This is a genomic window from Pseudomonas sp. S2_A02, assembly GCF_054668495.1.
Map to the genome: position 1 here is coordinate 5673728 of NZ_CP162776.1, position 19263 is coordinate 5692990.

A 19263-nucleotide genomic window follows, 5' to 3' on the forward strand; every position below is an offset into this window, starting at 1 on the left:
GAGTTAATCGAGTCGGTAGGACAACTTTCGGCTAAGCAAAGAAAGGCTCTGGCGGTTCTGCTCAAGCAGAAAGGCGTCAACCTCTTTGACATTGCCCCGGTTTTCAAGCGCACGGCTGAAGAACCGTTGTTGTTGTCCTACGCTCAACAGCGCCAGTGGTTTCTCTGGCAATGGGCGCCGCACAGCGCGGCCTACAACATTCCCACGGCCTTGCGCTTGCAGGGCCCGCTGGATGTGGCCGCGTTGCAGCGCAGCGTCCAGGCGCTGATTGAACGTCACGAAACCTTGCGCACGGTGTTCACTCAAGACGCCGGGCAACCCTTGCAAACGATCCTGCCGGCAGGCTCGTTTACCCTGGATACTCACGAGCTGAGCCCTGAACTGGCGGCAAATCCGGAGGCGTCGATCCAGGCCTTCGTCCAGACCCAGAGCCAGCAAGCTTTCGATTTGCAGACCGGCCCGCTGTTGCGCGCGGCCCTGCTGCAAGTCACCCCGCATGATCACGTGCTGGTGTTGACCCTGCACCACATCGTGTCGGACGGTTGGTCGTTGCAGGTGATGATCGAGGAGCTGGTGCAGTTGTATGCCGGTTTCAACTTCGGGCATGACGCCGGGCTGCCGGCCTTGCCGATTCAATACGCCGACTACGCCTTGTGGCAGCGGCAGTGGATGGAGGCCGGCGAACAGGAACGTCAACTGGCCTACTGGCAACAAAAGCTCGGCGGCGAGCAGCCGGTGCTGGAGCTGCCCACTGACCGCGCGCGACCGGTGGAACAGAGCTTTGCCGGGGCCAGCCATAACCTGATTCTGGACTCGGTGCTGAGCGACAGCCTCAAGGCCTTCGCCCGACGGGAAAACGTCACGCTGTTCGTGCTGTTGCTGGCCTCGTTCCAGGCCTTGTTGCACCGCTACAGCGGCCAGGCCGACATCCGCGTCGGTGTGCCGGTGGCCAACCGCGGGCGCGTGGAGATCGAGCGTCTGATCGGTTTCTTCGTCAACACACAGGTGCTCAAGGCGGACGTCGATGGTCAAGCCAGCTTCGTCGATCTGCTGCGCCAGGTGCGGCAAACCGCCCAGGAAGCCCAGGCGCATCAGGACCTGCCGTTCGAACAACTGGTGGAAGCCCTGGAGCCGGGACGCAGCCTGAGTCACAGCCCGTTGTTCCAGGTGATGTTCAATCACCAGGCCGAAAGCCGGATCAGTGTCGAGACGCGCTTGAACGGCTTGAGCATCGAGCCGCTGGAATGGCAAAGCGCAACCGCGCAATTCGATCTGGTGCTGAACACCACCGAACAGGCCCATGGCATTGAAGCGGTGCTCAAATACGCCACCGACCTGTTCGAGCCTTCGACCATCGAGCGCCTGGCGCAGCACTGGCGCAACCTGCTGCGGGCGATCGTTCAGGACCCGACTCAGCGCATCGCCCAGCTGCCGGTGCTCGATGATGCGCAGCAACAACAACTGCTCGCGCACTGGAACCCTAGCCCGATGGCGCGCCCGGTCAGCCAGTGCATTCATCAGTTGATCGAGGCTCAGGCCGAGCGTCGTCCGGATGCGCCAGCGGTGGTGTTCGCCGGGCAACGGCTGACGTACGCCGAACTCAATCAACAGTCCAACCAGTGGGCGCATCAGCTGATCGCCAGTGGCGTTGGCCCCGATGTTCGGGTGGGCGTGGCGGTGGAGCGTTCGCTGGACATGATCGTCGCCATTGTCGCTGTGCTGAAGGCCGGTGGCGCTTATGTGCCGCTGGACCCGAGCTACCCCGACGACCGTTTGCGCTACATGATCGAGGACAGCGGGATCGAGCTGTTGCTGAGCCAGGGCCATCTGTTGGCGCAGCTGCCGATTCCACCGGGGCTGGCGTGTCTGGATCTGAATCAACCGCTGCTGGAAAGCAGCACGGCCAACCCGCCTTGCCTGACCACCTCGGACAACCTCGCGTATGTGATTTACACCTCCGGGTCCACCGGCAAGCCCAAAGGCGCGTTGTTGCCCCATGGCAATGTCATTCGCCTGTTCAGCGCCACCGATCACTGGTTCGGTTTCGGCCCCGAGGACAGCTGGACCCTGTTCCATTCGTACGCGTTCGATTTCTCGGTCTGGGAAATCTTCGGCGCGCTGCTCCACGGCGGCAAGCTGGTGGTGGTGCCCCACGATGTCACCCGTTCGCCGGAAGAGTTCTACACCTTGCTTTGCGATGAACAAGTCACCGTTCTGAACCAGACGCCGTCGGCGTTCAAACCGCTGATGCAAGTGGCCAGTGCTTCGTCGCGCAACCATGCGCTGCGTTACGTGGTGTTTGGCGGTGAAGCGCTGGAAGTGCAGAGCCTGCGTCCCTGGTTCGAGCGTTTCGGTGATCGCGCGCCGACCCTGATCAACATGTACGGCATCACCGAAACCACCGTGCATGTGACCTATCGACCGCTGTCCATGGCGGACTTGCAACAGACCCACAGCAGCCCGATCGGCGAGCCGATTGTCGACCTGTCGTGGTACTTGCTCGATGACGCGCTGAACCTGGTGCCCCAAGGGTGCATTGGCGAGTTGTACATCGCCGGGGCCGGGCTCGCGCGGGGCTATCTGAACCAGCCAGGCATGAGCGCCACCCGGTTCGTTCCGGACCCGTTCAATCCTCAGGCTGGTGAACGCCTGTACCGCACCGGCGACCTGGCGCGGCTGCGCGGCGACGGGGTGATCGAGTACATCGGTCGTATCGACCATCAGGTGAAGATTCGCGGTTTCCGTATCGAGCTGGGGGAAATCGAAACCCGATTGCTCAACCATGACGCGGTGCGTGAAGCCGTGGTGCTGGCGGTCGAAGGGCTCAGTGGGCAGCAATTGGCCGCGTGGATCGTGCCGAGCGAGCCACTGGACGCGGACGCCCATGCCGGCTTGCGCGATTCGATCAAGGCGCAATTGCGTGAAACCCTGCCGGACTACATGGTGCCGGTCAGCTGGGTGTTCCTCGAACGCCTGCCGCTGACGGCCAACGGCAAGCTCGATCGCAAGCAACTGCCCAACCCCGATGTGAGCCTGGTGCAAGAAGCTTACGCGGCACCGCGCAGCGAACTCGAACAGCGCCTGGCCGAGATCTGGCAGGACGTGTTGAAAGTCGAGCGGGTCGGGCTCAACGACAATTTCTTCGAGCTGGGCGGCGATTCGATCATCTCGATTCAGGTGGTCAGCCGGGCGCGTCAGGCGGGCATCCGTTTCTCGCCCAAAGACATCTTCCAGCACCAGACCGTGCAACGGCTGGGCACCGTCGCACAGCAGAGCGATGCGGTGCAGGCGATGCAAGGTGATGTGCTCGGCGTTGCCGTGCTGACCCCGATTCAACAGTACTTTTTCGCCACCGAGATTCCCCAGCGTCAACACTGGAACCAGTCGATCCTGCTGACCCCGGCCGAGCCTCTGCAAGCGGCTGCGCTGGAGCAGGCCCTGGAACATCTGCAACGGCATCACGATGCCTTGCGTCTGCGCTATCGCCAAACCGCAGGCGGCTGGGTGCAGGAACATGCCGCCGTCGAGCAGCCAAACCCATTGCTGCGCACTGTGGCGTTGCCAGACAGCGAGGCTTTGCCGGCGCTGTGCCTGGAGTTGCAGCGCAGCCTGAACCTGAGCGACGGCCCATTGATCCGCGCGGCCCTGGTGGATTTGCCCGACGCCAGCCAGCGACTGCTGTTGGTGATCCACCATTTGGTGGTCGATGGTGTGTCGTGGCGGATTCTGCTGGAAGACCTGCAAACCGCTTATCAGCAACTGAGCGCCGGGACGCCGTTGCGCCTGCCGGCCAAGACCACGGCGTTCAAGGATTGGGGCGAGCGCCTGCAAGGTTATGCGCGCAGCGCCGGGCTGGAAACCGAGCTGGATTACTGGCGCGGGCAACTGGCTGAAGCCCCGGTGGACTTGCCGCTGGACAACCCTGATGGACAACTGCAGAACCGTTTTGAGCGCAGCGTCGATACGCGTCTGGATGCCGAGCGCACCCGGCAACTGCTGCAACAGGCGCCGGCGGTGTATCGCACTCAGGTCAACGATTTGCTGTTGACCGCACTGGCCCGGGTTTTGTGTGAGTGGACCGCCTCCGACAGCGCCCTGGTGCAGCTCGAAGGGCATGGTCGCGAAGACCTGTTCGACGACCTCGACCTGAGCCGTACCGTGGGCTGGTTCACCAGCATGTTCCCGGTGCGCCTGACTCCGCAGGCCAGCCTCGAAGCGTCCATCAAGGGCATCAAGGAGCAACTGCGCTCGATCCCGAACAAAGGCATCGGCTTTGGCTTGCTGCGGTATCTGGGCAGCGACGTTGCGCAAGCAGCCCTGAGCGGCTTGTCCCAACCCAAGGTGACGTTCAACTACCTGGGGCAGTTCGATAACAACTTCGACGAAGACGCCCTGTGGGTGCCGGCCACCGAAGACAAGGGCGCCGGGCAAGATGAACAGGCGCCGATAAGCAACTGGCTGACCATCGACGGCCGCGTCTATCAGGGGCAATTGAGCCTGACCTGGACCTACAGCGGTGACGTGTTCGAAGAGGCGACTATCAACGCCCTGGCCCGCGCTTATGAAGTTGCGCTGGGTGAGTTGATCGACCATTGCCTGAGCCATCCGAGCGGCGGCCTGACCCCTTCCGATGTGCCATTGGCCGGGTTGTCCCAGGCGCATCTGGACAGCTTGCCGATCGCCGCGCAGCGGATCGAGGACATTTACCCGCTGGCACCGATGCAGCAGGGCATTCTGTTCCACAGCCTGTACGACGCCGACGCCAGCGCTTATGTCTATCAGATGCTGCTGGATATCGACGGTCTGGATGTACCGCGCTTCCAGCAAGCCTGGCAGCGGGTGGTGGATCGTCATGAAGTGCTGCGCGCCGGTTTCATCTGGGGCCGCGACGGCCTCGATACACCGCTGCAAGTGATCTATCGCCAGCTGACCCTGGAAATGCCGGAAGTGGATGTGTGCGCCGAACCGGATCTGCAAGCCGTGCTTGAGGCCCGAGCCTTGGCCGATCGCGAGCGCGGTTTCGACTTGCAGAATCCGCCGCTGCTGCGCCTGTGCCTGCTGCGCACCGCCGATGACCGTCATCGTCTGATCTTCACCTGCCACCACATTCTCATGGACGGCTGGAGCAACTCGCGGATGTTTGGCGAAGTGCTGCAGGATTACGCCGGGCATCCGGTGCCGAGTGCACAGGGCCGTTATCGCGACTTCCTGGCTTGGCTGCAACGTCAGGACAAGGACGCGGCGCAAGCCTTCTGGCGCGAGCAATTGGCCGAACTGGACGAGCCGACGCGGCTGGCCTCGGCCTGCCACGGGCAAACCGTGCCCGGCCCCGGCAAAGGCGTGCATAAGCTGAACTTTGACGCAGCCTTCACCCAGCGCCTCAACGGTTTCTCGCGTCAGCAGCAAGTGACGCTCAACAGCCTGGTGCAAGCTGCATGGCTGCTAGTGTTGCAGCGCTACACCGGGCAGAGCAGTGTCGCGTTCGGCGCGACGGTGTCCGGTCGCCCGGTGGATCTGCCGGGTATCGAGCAACAGTTGGGCCTGTTCATCAATACCCTGCCGGTGATCGCCAGCCCGCCAGCGACCTGCAGTGTCAGCGACTGGGTGCGCAGCGTGCAGGACAAAAACCTGCTGCTGCGCGATTACGAACAGACGCCGTTGCAAGACATTCAACGCCTGGCCGCGCTCAACGGTGAAGCGTTGTTCGACACCTTGCTGGTGTTCGAAAACTACCCGGTGTCCGACACCCTGGAGGCCAATCCGGGCGGCTTGCGTTTCAGCGGTCTCGAACACCGTGAGCAAACCAACTACGGCCTGACGCTGATCGCCGGTGCCGGCGAAGTATTGAGCCTGGACTTCAACTACCTCACCGAGCACTTCGCCGAGCGCAGCATTGTCGGCCTGGCGGCTCATCTGGAAGAAGTGCTGCGCCAGTTCCTCGATGCACCGCAACACCCGCTGGGCGAGATCGGCCTGTTGCCGGCGAGCGAGCTGCGCACGCTGGCCGAATGGAATGACCATCATGCGGCGTACCCGGCCCAGGCCTTGATCCATCAAGGCTTCGAAGCCCAGGTCGAAGCGCGGCCGCAGGCGATTGCGTTGCGGCATGCCGGTGCTGGGCTGACCTATGCAGAACTCAATCATCGCGCCAACCAATTAGCCCGTCATCTGCAAACGCTGGGTGTCGGCGCGGAAATCCGCGTGGGCGTGGCGATGCCCCGTTCCGCCGAACTGGTGATTGCCTTGATGGCAGTGCTCAAGGCCGGTGGCACTTACGTGCCGCTGGACCCGGACTACCCGGCGGATCGCGTGGCCTACATGCTCGACGACAGTCAGGCGCGGGTGTTGCTGACCCAGCCGCACTTGCTGTCGCAGTTGCCCGAGACCCAAGCCCAAGTGGTGTGGGTCGAGGCTGGCGGGCAGGCCTTCGCCGACCTGGCGTCGCACAACCTTGAAGGCCGGATTGACTCGGCCAACCTGGCTTATGTGATTTATACCTCCGGTTCCACCGGTAAACCGAAAGGCGTGGCGATTGCTCATCGCAACGTGCAGGCGTTGATCCACTGGTCGCACGAGGTGTACAGCGAGGAAGAGCTGCAAGGCGTGCTGGCCTCGACTTCGGTGTGCTTCGACCTGTCGGTGTGGGAGATTTTTGTCACTCTGGCTCGCGGCGGTTCGATCATCATGGCGCGCAACGCCCTGGAATTGCCCGACCTGCCGGAGCGTGATCAGGTGCGCCTGATCAACACCGTGCCGTCGGCCATCGCGGCCTTGCAGCGCGCCGGGCAGATCCCTTCAGGTGTGCGCATCATCAATCTTGCGGGTGAACCGCTCAAGCAAAGCCTGGTGGACACGCTGTACCGCGAGACCTCGGTCGAGCACGTTTATGATTTGTACGGACCGTCGGAAGACACCACCTATTCGACCTGCGCCCGTCGCGAAGCCGGCGGGCAGGCGAACATCGGCCGGCCGCTGGTGAACACCACCGCGCACTTGCTCGATGCCCAATTGCAGGCCGCGCCGATTGGCGTTGCTGCCGAGCTGTACCTGGCCGGCGACGGCATTACCCGTGGCTATCTGTTCCGCCCGGGCCTGACCGCCGAGCGCTTTGTGCCCAACCCGCTGACCAGCCATGGCGAACGGATGTACCGCACCGGCGACCTGACCCGTTTGTGTGAAGACGGTGTGATCGAATACGTCGGCCGCATCGATCATCAGGTCAAGGTGCGTGGGTTCCGTATCGAACTGGGTGAAATCGAAGCGCGCCTGCTGGCTCACAGCAGCGTGCGCGAAGGCGTGGTGCTGGCGACGGAAGGCCATAGCGGCCAGCAACTGGTGGCCTATGTGGTGCCGACGCAGGCTGATCTGAGCCCGCAACAGCAGGACGATCTGAGCGAAGCGCTCAAGGCCGGACTCAAGGCGCACCTGCCGGATTACATGGTGCCGGCGCAATGGCTGTTCATTGAACAACTGCCGCTGACCCCCAACGGCAAACTCGACCGCAAGGCCTTGCCGACCCCGGACGCCAACCAGCTGCAACGCGATTACGTGGCACCGCGCACTGCGCTGGAGCAGCAGATTGCCGGGATCTGGCAAGACATTCTGAAACTCGAACGAGTCGGTGTGACCGACAACTTCTTCACCCTGGGCGGCGACTCGATCATCTCCATTCAGGTGGTGAGCCGGGCGCGTCAGCAGGGAATCAGCTTCACGCCCAAGGATCTGTTTCAGCAGCAGACCGTCCAGGGGCTGGCCACTGTCGCGCAGCTCGGCAAAGCCCTGGCGCCAACCGATCAAGGCCCGGTGACAGGTGAGACACCGTTGCTGCCAATTCAGCAATGGTTCTTCGAACAACCCTTGCCGCAGCGTCATCACTGGAATCAGTCGGTGCTGCTCAAACCGTTGAACCCTCTGGTGACTGCGACGCTTGAGCAGGCCTTGCACGCGCTGATCGATCATCACGACGGCCTGCGCCTGGGCTTTACACAAACCCCAGGCAGTTGGTCGGCGAGCTATCGGCCCGTGGAGCAACAGCGCCTGTCACCGTTGTGGCTGGAATCGGTGAGTGATGCCGCCCACCTGGAACGCGTCGCCGAACACGCCCAACGCAGCCTGGATCTGCAACAAGGCCCGTTGTTGCGCGCGGTGTTGTTCGATTTGCCTGAGGGCGAACAGCGCTTGTTGTTGATCGTTCATCACCTGGTAGTCGATGGTGTGTCGTGGCGGATCCTGCTGGAGGATTTGCAGGGCAGCTACCGCCAGTTACTGGCCGGCGAACCATTGGCATTGGCGGCCAAGACCACGTCCTTCAAGCATTGGGCGGAGCAATTGCAAGGTCACGCCCGCAGTGAATCGCTGCTTGGACAACTGCCTTACTGGCAGGCGCAGCGCTCGGACGGCGCGCCGCTGCCGCAAGATAACCCCCAGGGCAGCCTGCAGAGCCGCCATGCCTTGACGCGTTACAGTCGCCTGAACCCGATCTTGACCCGACGACTGCTGCAACAGACCCCGGCGGCTTACCGCACACAGGTCAACGACCTGTTGCTGACGGCACTGGCACGGGTGATCGCCCGTTGGAGCGAACAGTCGTCGGTGCTGATTCAGCTCGAAGGTCATGGTCGTGAAGATCTGTTCGACGGCCTCGATCTGACCCGTACAGTAGGCTGGTTCACCAGCCTGTTTCCGGTCAAATTGACCCCGACCCAGGAGCTGGCCGGCTCGATCAAGCAAATCAAGGAGCAACTGCGCGCGATTCCGGATCGTGGCATGGGTTACGGTGTGCTGCGTTATCTGGGTGACGAGGCTTGCCAGGCGTCGCTGCGGACCCTGCCGACACCGCGTATCACCTTCAACTATCTGGGCCAGTTCGATGGCAGCTTCGATAGCCAGAGCGGTGCCTTGTTTGTGCCGGCCGATGAGGTCAAGGGCGCAGAGCACAGTCACGATGCGCTGCTGGGTAACTGGCTGACGCTCAATGGCCAAGTGTACGGCGGCGAGTTGAGTGTCGGCTGGTCGTTCAGCACGCACATGTTCAATGCCTCCACCATCGAACGCCTGGCCGAGGAGTACGCCCGGGAACTGGAGCTGCTGATCGAGCATTGCTGCCAGCCGGACAGTCACGGAGTCACGCCGTCGGACTTCCCGTTGGCGCATCTGGATCAGGCCCGACTGGACGCCTTGCCGGTAGCCCCGTCGCGGATCGAAGACATCTATCCGCTGTCGCCGATGCAAGAGGGCATGCTGTTCCACACCTTGTCGGACAATGGTTCCAGCCTGTACGTCAATCAGATCAGTTTACCGGTGGGCGGTCTGGATGTTGAGCGTTTCCGCAAGGCCTGGGAGGCGGTCATCGCGCGTCAGCCCATCCTGCGCACCAGCTTTCATTGGCACGATGGCTTGGCCAAACCGCTGCAAATTGTCCAGAGTCAGGCGACGCTCGATTTGCAGGTGCTCGACTGGCGCGATCGCGACGTCAGCGAGGCGGACATCGCCGCGCGGGCCGCCGAGGACCGCGCGCGAGGCTTCGAGCTGACCCATGCGCCACTGCAGCGAGTGTTGTTGATTCGCAGCACTGAAGATCAGTATCAGATGGTCTGGACCAGTCATCACATCCTGATGGACGGCTGGAGCAGCTCGCGGCTGTTTGGTGAGGTGATCCAGCACTACGCCAAGGGTGAAATCAGCGCTGAAAACGGCCGCTACCGTGACTTCATTGCCTGGTTGCAAGCCCAGGACCAGGACGCCCGGGAGCTGTTCTGGAAAGCCCGGCTGGCCCCGGTCAACGAGGCGACGGCGTTGAGCCAGGCCATCCATCCGCGGCATGTGTCCGATGAACCTGGCCACAACGCCATTTACTCCCATTGGGACGCGCAACAGACCGGTCGTTTGCTGCAGTTTTGCCGCGATCTGCGGATTACGCCGAACACCTTGATCCAGGGCGCATGGTTGCTGCTGTTGCAGCGCTACACCGGGAAAAACACCGTGACCTTTGGGGCCACGGTGTCCGGGCGTCCCGAGAGTTTGCCCAATGTCGGCAACATGCTGGGTCTGTTCATCAACACCTTGCCGATCATTCAGACGCTGGAACCGGATCAGCCTCTGGCAGACTGGCTGAACCGGATCCAGGCTTACAACCTGGATATCCGCGACCATTCCCAGGCTCCGTTGGCGGACGTGCAACGCTGGTCCGGCCTGGGCGGGCAGGCGCTGTTCGACAGCATCATCGTGTTCGAGAACTACCCGATCGACGATCGCCTGCAAGAGGACAACGATACCGGCCTGAGCTTCGGCAAATCCATCGGCCATGACGTGACGAACGTGCCGATGGACCTGGCGGTGACGCTCGGCGACGAACTGTCGATTGAATACCTGTACCTGCGCAGCCACTTCAGTGCCGAGGCGGTGGAAGGAATTCGCCTGACCCTGGAAAACACCCTTGCGGCGATGATGCGTGCGCCTCACGAACGTCTGGGTAACCTGCAGCGTCTGTCGCTCGAGCAATGGCAGGCGATGCAGACCTGGAGCGCCGAGCCGCCAGCGGATCATCAGCCACAGCTGTTGCCGGAGCTGATCAGCCGACACGCCTTGAGTCAGCCCGAGGCCATTGCGGTGCAATGCGCCAGGCTGAACCTGAGCTACGGCGAACTGGAACGCCGGGCCAATCGTCTGGCCCATTGCCTGATCGAGCATGGCGCGGGGCCGGAAGTGGTGATCGGCGTGGCACTGCCGCGCTCGCTGGAAATGGTCGTCAGCTTCCTCGCCGTGCTCAAAAGCGGCGCCGCGTATGTGCCGCTGGACATCGATTATCCGCCGGAGCGTCTGGCGTACATGATCGAAGATTCGGGCATGTCGCTGCTGCTGACCCAGAGCAGCCTGCGGGCGACGTTACCGGCGCCCGAGGGCCTGTTGCGCCTTGAGCTGGATCAGCTCGACGAGTCCCGTTATGCCGATGAGGCGCCGGTGTGTCGCGTGCTGGAGCAAGGGTTGGCCTATCTGGTTTACACCTCGGGTTCCACCGGACGGCCAAAAGGCGTGGCCGTCACCCAGGGACCCCTGAGCATGCACTGTCAGGCCATCGCCAAACTGTATGAAATGGACACCCGCAGCTGCGAGCTGCACTTCATGTCGTTCGCCTTCGACGGTGCCCATGAGCGCTGGTTGAGTACGCTGTACAGCGGCGGCCGGCTGGTGGTGCGGGACGGTTGCCTGTGGACGCCGGAGCAGACCTACCAAGCGCTGCACGAATACGGCGTGACCATCGCCTGCTTCCCGCCGGCCTACCTCAAGCAACTGGCCGAGTACGCCGCGGCCAGCGGTATCGCGCCGCCACCGGTGCGCATTTACTGCTTCGGCGGCGATGCGGTGCCGGACCAGACCTTCGAACAGGTCAAGGCGGCACTGCGTCCCGAGTACTTCACCAACGGCTATGGTCCGACGGAAACCGTGGTCACGCCGATGCTGTGGAAAGTGCCGGTGAGCCAACAGTGTGAAGCGGCCTATGCGCCGATCGGCCGGGCGGTGGGCGCGCGTTCCCTGTATGTGCTGGATGAAGAACTGAATCCGCTGCCGCCAGGTTTTGCCGGCGAGTTGTACATCGGTGGCTACGGGGTTGCCCGTGGTTATTACGGTCGGCCAGACCTGACCTGCGAACGCTTTGTGCCCAACCCGTTTGCTGGCGGCGAGCGGTTGTACCGCACCGGCGACCTGGTGCGTTTGCGCCAGGACGGCGTGGTCGATTACGTCGGTCGTATCGACCATCAGGTCAAAGTGCGCGGGTTTCGCATCGAGCTCGGTGAAGTCGAGGCCAGCCTGCGGCAACTGGCGCAAGTCAGCGATGCTCTGGTGATCGCCCGGGACAACGCCTCCGGCAAACAACTGATCGGATACGTCGTTACCGACGCCGGCCAGCAGCTGGGTGATGAGCTCAAGGCTGGGCTGCGCAGCACGTTGCCGGAATACATGGTGCCGGCGCAGATCGTTTGCCTCAGTGCCTTCCCGATCACCCCCAACGGCAAACTTGACCGCAAGGCATTGCCCGAGCCGGAATTCAAAAGCGAGGAATACGTCGCCCCGCGCAATCAGCAGGAAGAATTGCTGGCGGAGATCTGGTCGCAGGTTTTGCAGGTGGAGCAGGTCGGTATCAGCGACAACTTCTTCGAGCTGGGCGGCGACTCGATCCTGAGCCTGCAAGTGATTTCCCGGGTCAGGAACCATCCGACCCTGCAGATGGAACTCAAGCTGCGCGATCTGATGCGCTACCAGACCATCGCCGGCATCGTCGAACAGGACGTGGTGAAGGCGAGCACCGCGCAATCGTCGGTGGACCTCACCCATGTGGCCAGTGAAGGGTTGTTCAATCTGCTGCCGATTCAGGAGTGGTTCTTTGCCGAGGGCATGGCCGAGTCTCATCACTACAACCAGTCGTTTTTGCTGAGTGCGCGTCAGACGCTGGATCTGGATGCCCTGGAACGAGCGCTGGGCTGGATCGAAAACCATCACGACACCTTGCGCCTGCGCTTCTGTCAGGAAGGCGGGCGCTGGCTGCAGCGCTATGCCGCACCGACCGAACGCCGCGAGCCGGTACTGTGGCGCCGCGAAGTCGAGAACAGTGAGCAGGTCGAAGCCTTGGCCAACCTGACTCAGCGCAGCCTCAAACTCGACGATGGACCGGCCTGGCGTGTGGTGCACATCGCCTTGCCGGACGGCCAGGCGCGACTGTTGATGGTCATCCACCATCTGGTGGTCGACACCGTGTCGTGGCGGATTCTGCTCGACGACTTGAAGGTGACCTACGAGGCTTGCGTGATGGGCATCGAGCCGCAATTGCCGATCCGTACCAGCAGCTATCGCGCATTTGCCGAAGCCCTGCAGGCGCAGGCGCCGGTGATTGCCGAGCAGGAATTGGGCTACTGGCTGGAGCAACTGGATCAGCCGGGTATCGACCTGCCGTGCGACAACCGTCGTGGCAAGAATCAGGTGCGTCATCAGGCTCAGGCGCGGCTCAAGTTGTCCCGCGAGCACACCGAGCAGTTGCTCAAGCAGGCGCCGGCGGTCTATCGCACGCAGATCAACGATTTGCTGCTGTCGGCCCTGAGCCGGGCGCTGTGTCGCTGGAGCGAACAGCCGTCGGCGCTGATTTTGCTGGAAGGGCACGGCCGCGAGGACCTGTTCGAGAGCATCGACCTGAGTCGCAGCCTGGGCTGGTTCACCAGCATGTTCCCGGTCCGACTCACTCCCGACAGCGCGGACATCGGTGCGTCGATCGTCAACGTGCAGGCGCAGTTGGCGGCCATCCCGCAGAAGGGCATCGGCTACGGCGTGTTGCGTCATCTGGCCGGCCCGCAACTGGCCCGCCAACTGGCCGATCTGCCGCAGGCTCGGGTGACGTTCAACTATCTGGGCCAGTTCGATCAGAGCTTCGACGAGCAGGCCTTGCTGGTGCCGGCGCTGGAAGAAACCGGCGACAACTACAGCCTGCAGGCCAATCTGGGCAACTGGCTGGAGGTTGTCGGCCAGGTGTACGACGGTCAGTTGGCGCTGCGTTGCATCTACAGCACCCAGCGTTATCGAGCCAGCACCATGGAGTCGTTCATGCAGGATTATCAGCGCGAGCTTGAGGCGTTGATCGAGCATTGCATGGCGCGAGTGGGCTGAGTGCCGGGGCTTTAATCATTGCTGGAGGGGCGTTGCTCAGGCGCGCCCCTTTTTACGGACATAAGGATTTTTTCGATGTCGTTACACCCTGATCTGGAAGCCTTCCTCGACTTGGCGCAAGACGGCCAGGACGCAGGCCTGCCGGCGCTGCATCAAATGACACCGGTGGAGGCCCGGGCGATCTTCGAACAAACCACCGCGCAATTGCGTTGGAATGCTCCTCAGGATATTGATGTGCTGGAGGTCAACACCACGGCGCGGGACAGTGCGCCGCTGGCGTTGCGTTTGTATCGGCCGAGCGGGGCGACGGCACCGATGCCGGTGCTGGTGTATTTCCATGGCGGTGGTTTTGTAGTGGGCAGCCTGGATTCCCATGACGGAGTCTGCCGCGAATTTTGCCGACGTACGCCGTGCGCGGTGTTGTCGGTTGGCTATCGGCTAGCGCCGGAGCACCGCTTCCCGACAGCGCTGGAGGACGGTGAAGACGCCTTGTCCTGGCTGGCGGAACAGGCGCCGTCCCTGGGGCTGGATGCCGGTCGCATTGCGTTCGGCGGTGACAGCGCCGGTGCCACATTGGCGACGGTGCTGGCCTTGCAAGCGGTGGTTCAGCCACACACCGTGGCCATCGTCCCCAAGGTGCAACTGCTGTGTTATCCGGTCACTGATGCCTCGCGCACCCACGATTCGCGCTTGTTGTTCAGTGAAGGGTATTTGCTGGAGAACGACACACTGGACTGGTTTTACCAGCACTACGCCCGCGGCCCCGAAGACCTGCTGGACTGGCGCTTCTCACCGTTGCTGGCCGAGGATCTGCGCGGTGTGGCGCCGGCGATTGTGTTGCTGGCCGGGTTCGATCCGTTGCTCGATGAAGGCCAGGCCTACGTCGATAAACTGCGCGCACAAGGGGTGAGTGTCGAACTCGAACATTGCCCAGGCTTGACTCATGACTTGCTCAGGCTGGCCTCGGTCATGCCGGATGTGCTGAACGTGCATGAACGCTTGAGTCGGGCACTGAGTCGGCATTTGGGTTGATGCCGACATTGATCGTTCAATGATCGTTCCCACGCTCTGCGTGGGAATGCAGCCCGGGACGCTCCGCGTCCCTTCCAGAGCCGAACGCAGAGCGTCCGTTGAGGCATTCCCACGCAGAGCGTGGGAACGATCATCCTCGCTAGCCTCGTGGATCGAGGTTATCCAGCACCCGGTTGACGGCCAACTCACCGAGCATCACCACCGATTGAATCCCCAACATCATGTTGCGATGTGGAATGTCCATCAATCCGGCGAACTCACTGAGCATCATGCTCGCTGATGCCAGGGTTTCGCAGGCGTTGACCAGCAGGGTTTCGTTATCGACCTCCGCGCCGACATGGTAAATGGTGCTGGGTTTGCGCTTGGTGTCTTTGGGGATGGATGGCTTGAGGTGGTAATCGAGGGCGCGGTCGGCGGCTTCGTTGAGTTTTTTCGAATCGAGGGATTCGTAGGGGGAAACGTCATCGGTTTCCGGAGGATTTGGCGTTGGTTTGAACATGGTGAAGCTCCTTTGTAGAAAAGCGCCACCAGAACCTGTCGCTAAACAAACAAAGGTGGCGGCTGTATGCAGGTTAGCGAACCGGTCAAAGGCACCCGGTAGACCCGAAGGTCTCCCGCATACAGCCGCCATAACGTAATTGCAGACGTTAAAAAGTCTGCAATGAAGTCTGGGACACTGATGCACTTCGAATGATCCGGGTCGCTAAACCCGATCGCTGAATTCGTCAGCGACCGGAAAACGATACAGCCCCGGCCATAGGTGCACTAGCCGGCGGATTCTGGGGTAGTCGTAGGCAACGGCGCAAGAATGTGTAGCCTGAGTGAGTATCTGGAAGTGTCGATTAAACAGTGCCTGTTTAGCGGTCTGACACTGAACCTTGTGGTGGCTGTATCGGCCTCATCGCGGGCAAGCCCGCTCCCACAGGTATCTGCTTAGGGCCAAAGGATTTGTGAACGCCACCAATCACTGTGGGAGCGGGCTTGCCCGCGATGAGGCCCGAAAGAACACCCTCAAACCCACGGTCAAACCACCGGATAAACGAATGCGTCCGCTTTCTCGCTAAAAACCAGTAAGCGTCTGGTTAAGTCATCTTTCTGGTAGACCAGGCTCTTGCCTGAGTAGAGGCCACGTTGTCGTCCACCCCTTGGACTTCAAGCGCTCCTTGTACATCGCTTTTTTTTCTTCAGTAAATCTCCAAGTGGGCCTGATGATCAGGTTAAAAAGATCATCCAGTCCCAATGGCGCAGAGACCTCACAGGTGTTTGCTTCGCGCAATCTGACGGCTATTGCCGTTGCTGTCTCTGGCCAGTAACGCATTGCATCAGTCGTGGAGATGTAAGGTTTATCGCCGTTCTGAACATGCATTCTCGCCTGATTTTTTACTGACCAGAGGACTGTCGGGTCCAAGTCTCGCAGAGCTGCTTCTAAAGCCCTGTCATCTGAGGGAGTGCAGTGACATGGATCAAACCAGATGACGTCGACGTCGCTCGAGATAGGGGACGGGTAGCGCCCGTGCAAGTAATCCCAAACCGCGTTCCGGACAAAACCTGCACCGACCCAACAATCCGGCAGCCCCAGGGAATGAACTTGCTGGAGTAGACGCCATCGAGCGGGGTCTTCTGAAATGATGGTCTGGACTCTTGAAGCGTTATTCACTGACTCCTCCAAGCTCGTTGGGTAGAAAGATTCTCCTCACTACATCTTATGGTGTGCGGGAGATGTCGATGAAACATCATTTGCTTAGCAGTCTCTCTTTGGATTTTGTAGTGGATGGACGGGCCTCATCGCGGGCAAGCCCGCTCCCACAGGTATCTGCTTAGGCCAAAGGATTTGTGAACGACACCAATCACTGTGGGAGCGGGCTTGCCCGCGATGAGGCCCGAAAGAGCACCCTCAAACCCAGGGTCAAGCCTCGGATAAATAAATACGTCAGCTTTTCCCGCACAAAAAAACGCCCCGCAATGGCGGGGCGTTTTCATTGAGGCTGCAATCAGAAGTCAGCCTTGACCGACATTACGAAGCTGCGCGGTTCACCGTAGAAGTTACCCCAACTTTCGGTACCGACCGTGGCGTAGTAGCGCTTGTCGAACAGGTTTTTGCCGTTCAATGCCACGGACCAGGTGTCATCGATGCGGTAGCCGATGCGACCGTTCCAGACCGCATAGCCAGCCTGGGTGATATTGTTGCTGCTACTCGGCGAGGTGCGGTAGTTGCTGCTTTGGGCATTGACGCCGGCACCGACGGTGAAGCGTTCCAGTGGGCCGCTGAGCGCATAGTCGCCCCACATCCGCAGCACGTGACGCGGCACATAGGTGTTGTACGACACGCCATCCTGACTGACGTCGGCGTCTTCCAGCACCTTGGTCTGGGTGTAAGTGTAGCCGGCGAGCAATTGCAGGCGGTCAATGACTTCACCGCTGACTTCAGCTTCGAAGCCTTGGGCGCGCACTTTGCCGGAGTTCTGCGAGCAGCTGCTGTCCGGGCAGGCCGGGTCATCCTGGGCTGCGTCTTTCTGGACGGTGCGGAACAGGTTGAAGGAGCTGTTCAGGCGACCGTCGAACCATTCACCCTTGATCCCCAGTTCATAGCTCTGACCGATCAATGGCTTGAGCGTCGAACCGGTGATGGTCTTGTAGTTGCCTTGCGGGGTGAAGATATCCGCGTAGCTGGTATAGACGGTCAGGTTGTCGTTGATGTCGAACAGCAGCCCGGCGAACGGGGTGACTTGCCCGGTTTCCTTGGCCTCGGAACTGATCGGTGTGCCTTCGCCGCGCCAGAACGAGACGGAGTCGGTTTCGGACTTGTACCAGCTGACGCGGCTGCCCAGTACGAAGGTCAGCGGATCAGCCAGCTTCAGGCGTGCCGTGGAGTAGGCGCCGTATTGCTTGATCCGCATGTCCACCGGTCCGCCCCGGGTGGCGTTGGCCAGGTAGAAACTTTCATCTGGCTGGGGCAGGTGATGGTCGGGGTTCAGCACATTCTGAGTCTGAGGCAGGAGGGCCACGGCGTAGAAGTCATCTTTGCGGGAGCGGCTGGCGTTGGCACCGACGATCAGCTCGTGCTCTTGGCCAAATGCGTCGAACTTGCCGTCCACATAAGCATCGAGGCCGTAGTCGACCTGATCGTAGTCAAAGATGCTGCCGATCATCAGGGTATTGGTGCTGGTGGCGCCAACCGGTACCGTTCCGCTCGGGAAGGCGTATTCCATGTCCTGGGTGTTTTTCGAGTAAACCCCCGCGACCTTCAGCGCCCAGTTGTCGTTGAACTCGTGTTTCAGGTCGCCAAAGTAAGTGGCTCGTTTGCTGCGCTGGTTGCTCCAGGCGGTGTTCAGGCACGTGGAGCGAGAGAGCTTCAGGTCGCTGCCATCGGCGTAACGCGGCAAGCCGCCCCAGCACGGAGTGGCATCGACGTCTTCATAGGCCATGCCCAGGCCCAGGGTGGTGTAGTCGCTCAGGTCGAAGTCCAGCGCGCCGTAGTAGATCTGGTCCCTGCGTTCGCCCACGTCATAGAAATACTGACGGGTCTGCTGGGTCACCACGGCCCGGCCACGGATAGTGCCGGCGTCATTCAGCGGGCCGCCGGTGTCGACCTGGCCACGGTAGTTGTCCCATGTGCCGGCAGACAACGACAGTTGAGTGTGCGGGGTGTCCTGGCCGCGCTTGCGCACGAAGTTCACGGCGCCCGCGGTGCCCCCGGCGCCCTTCATCATCCCGGCCGCTCCGCGCAACACTTCGACCCGATCATAGATCGCCATGTCGCTGTTGAAGGCATCGGCCTGCACGTAGCTGCTGCCGATGTCCAGCGGCACACCGTCGTACTGGTACTGGCCGGTCATGCGAAAACCGCGGGAGTAGAAATACTTGCCGCCCATTGGCGAGTCGTAAACGGTGATGCCCGGGGTCTTTTCCATGACCTGTTCGATGGTGTTCAGGTTCTGGTCATCGAGCATCTTGCGCGTGATGACGGTGACCGACTGCGGGGTTTCCTTGAGCGAGTGCTCGCCCTTGCCAATGGTCACCGCCCCGGTGGTGTAAGAGTTGCTGCCTTCGGTGGTCGCACCCAATCGCTGACCGTTGATACTGGTCGGTGCCAGTTCCATCGCGCTGCCGGTGGCCGGCGCCAGCAGCGTGACCGTATTGCCGTCGCGCTGATGGCGAATGCCGGTGCCCTTGAGCATCGCGCTGAGCGAATCATCTTCCTGATAGCGGCCGCTGAGGGCACTGGAGCGCAGGTTCTGAATGCTCTCCGGGCTGTAGATGATTTGCAGATTGGTCTGTTGACCGAGAGTCTGCAGCGCCTGAGCCAATGGCTGGGCCGGGATGTTCAAGGACCATTCCTGGGCCTGGACATACGGCGTCATGGCCAGGGTCATCGCCAGGCCGAGGCCGGTGGCGGTCATGCGCGAGCGGGTCGTGCTGCTCATTAACAGGGCGCGGGTCAGAGGTCGAAGCATGAAACGGGATGCGGACATGAGGTTAAGACCTTGGCAGGTATAGTTGGTAATGGTTCTTATTCATCTCATTAAGACGAGGAGGCCGCGGCAAACCGGAAAATTATTTTCCCGATCGGCCACGGCC

The 19263-nt window shown here is 61.4% G+C and carries 5 protein-coding genes; 2 read left to right on the forward strand and 3 right to left on the reverse strand.

Annotated features, from left to right (window positions below; all coding sequences use genetic code 11):
- The first annotated feature begins 90 nt into the window (after positions 1-90).
- Together AB4O41_RS25905 and AB4O41_RS25910 are read left to right on the forward strand one after the other, a co-directional pair.
- Positions 91-13653, forward strand: a complete 13563-nt coding sequence (locus tag AB4O41_RS25905; RefSeq protein WP_460148423.1) for a non-ribosomal peptide synthase/polyketide synthase — start codon at positions 91-93, stop codon at positions 13651-13653.
- A 75-nt stretch (positions 13654-13728) separates the two neighbouring features.
- Positions 13729-14685, forward strand: a complete 957-nt coding sequence (locus tag AB4O41_RS25910; protein ID WP_460145224.1) for an alpha/beta hydrolase — start codon at positions 13729-13731, stop codon at positions 14683-14685.
- A gap of 139 nt (positions 14686-14824) precedes the next feature.
- Here AB4O41_RS25910 and AB4O41_RS25915 read toward each other — a convergent pair whose 3' ends face one another.
- The 3 genes from AB4O41_RS25915 to AB4O41_RS25925 form a co-directional block, all read right to left on the reverse strand.
- The gene (locus tag AB4O41_RS25915; protein WP_460145225.1) at positions 14825-15184 is read right to left on the reverse strand and encodes a DUF6124 family protein; all 360 of its coding nucleotides are present in this window, start codon (positions 15182-15184) and stop codon (positions 14825-14827) included.
- Between the two features lie 588 nt (positions 15185-15772).
- Complete coding sequence (locus AB4O41_RS25920; protein WP_460145226.1) at positions 15773-16342, reverse strand: nucleotidyltransferase family protein; 570 nt, start codon at positions 16340-16342, stop codon at positions 15773-15775.
- Between the two features lie 334 nt (positions 16343-16676).
- Positions 16677-19157, reverse strand: coding sequence for a TonB-dependent siderophore receptor (locus tag AB4O41_RS25925; protein ID WP_460145227.1), 2481 nt, complete (start codon positions 19155-19157; stop codon positions 16677-16679).
- Positions 19158-19263: the final 106 nt, after the last annotated feature.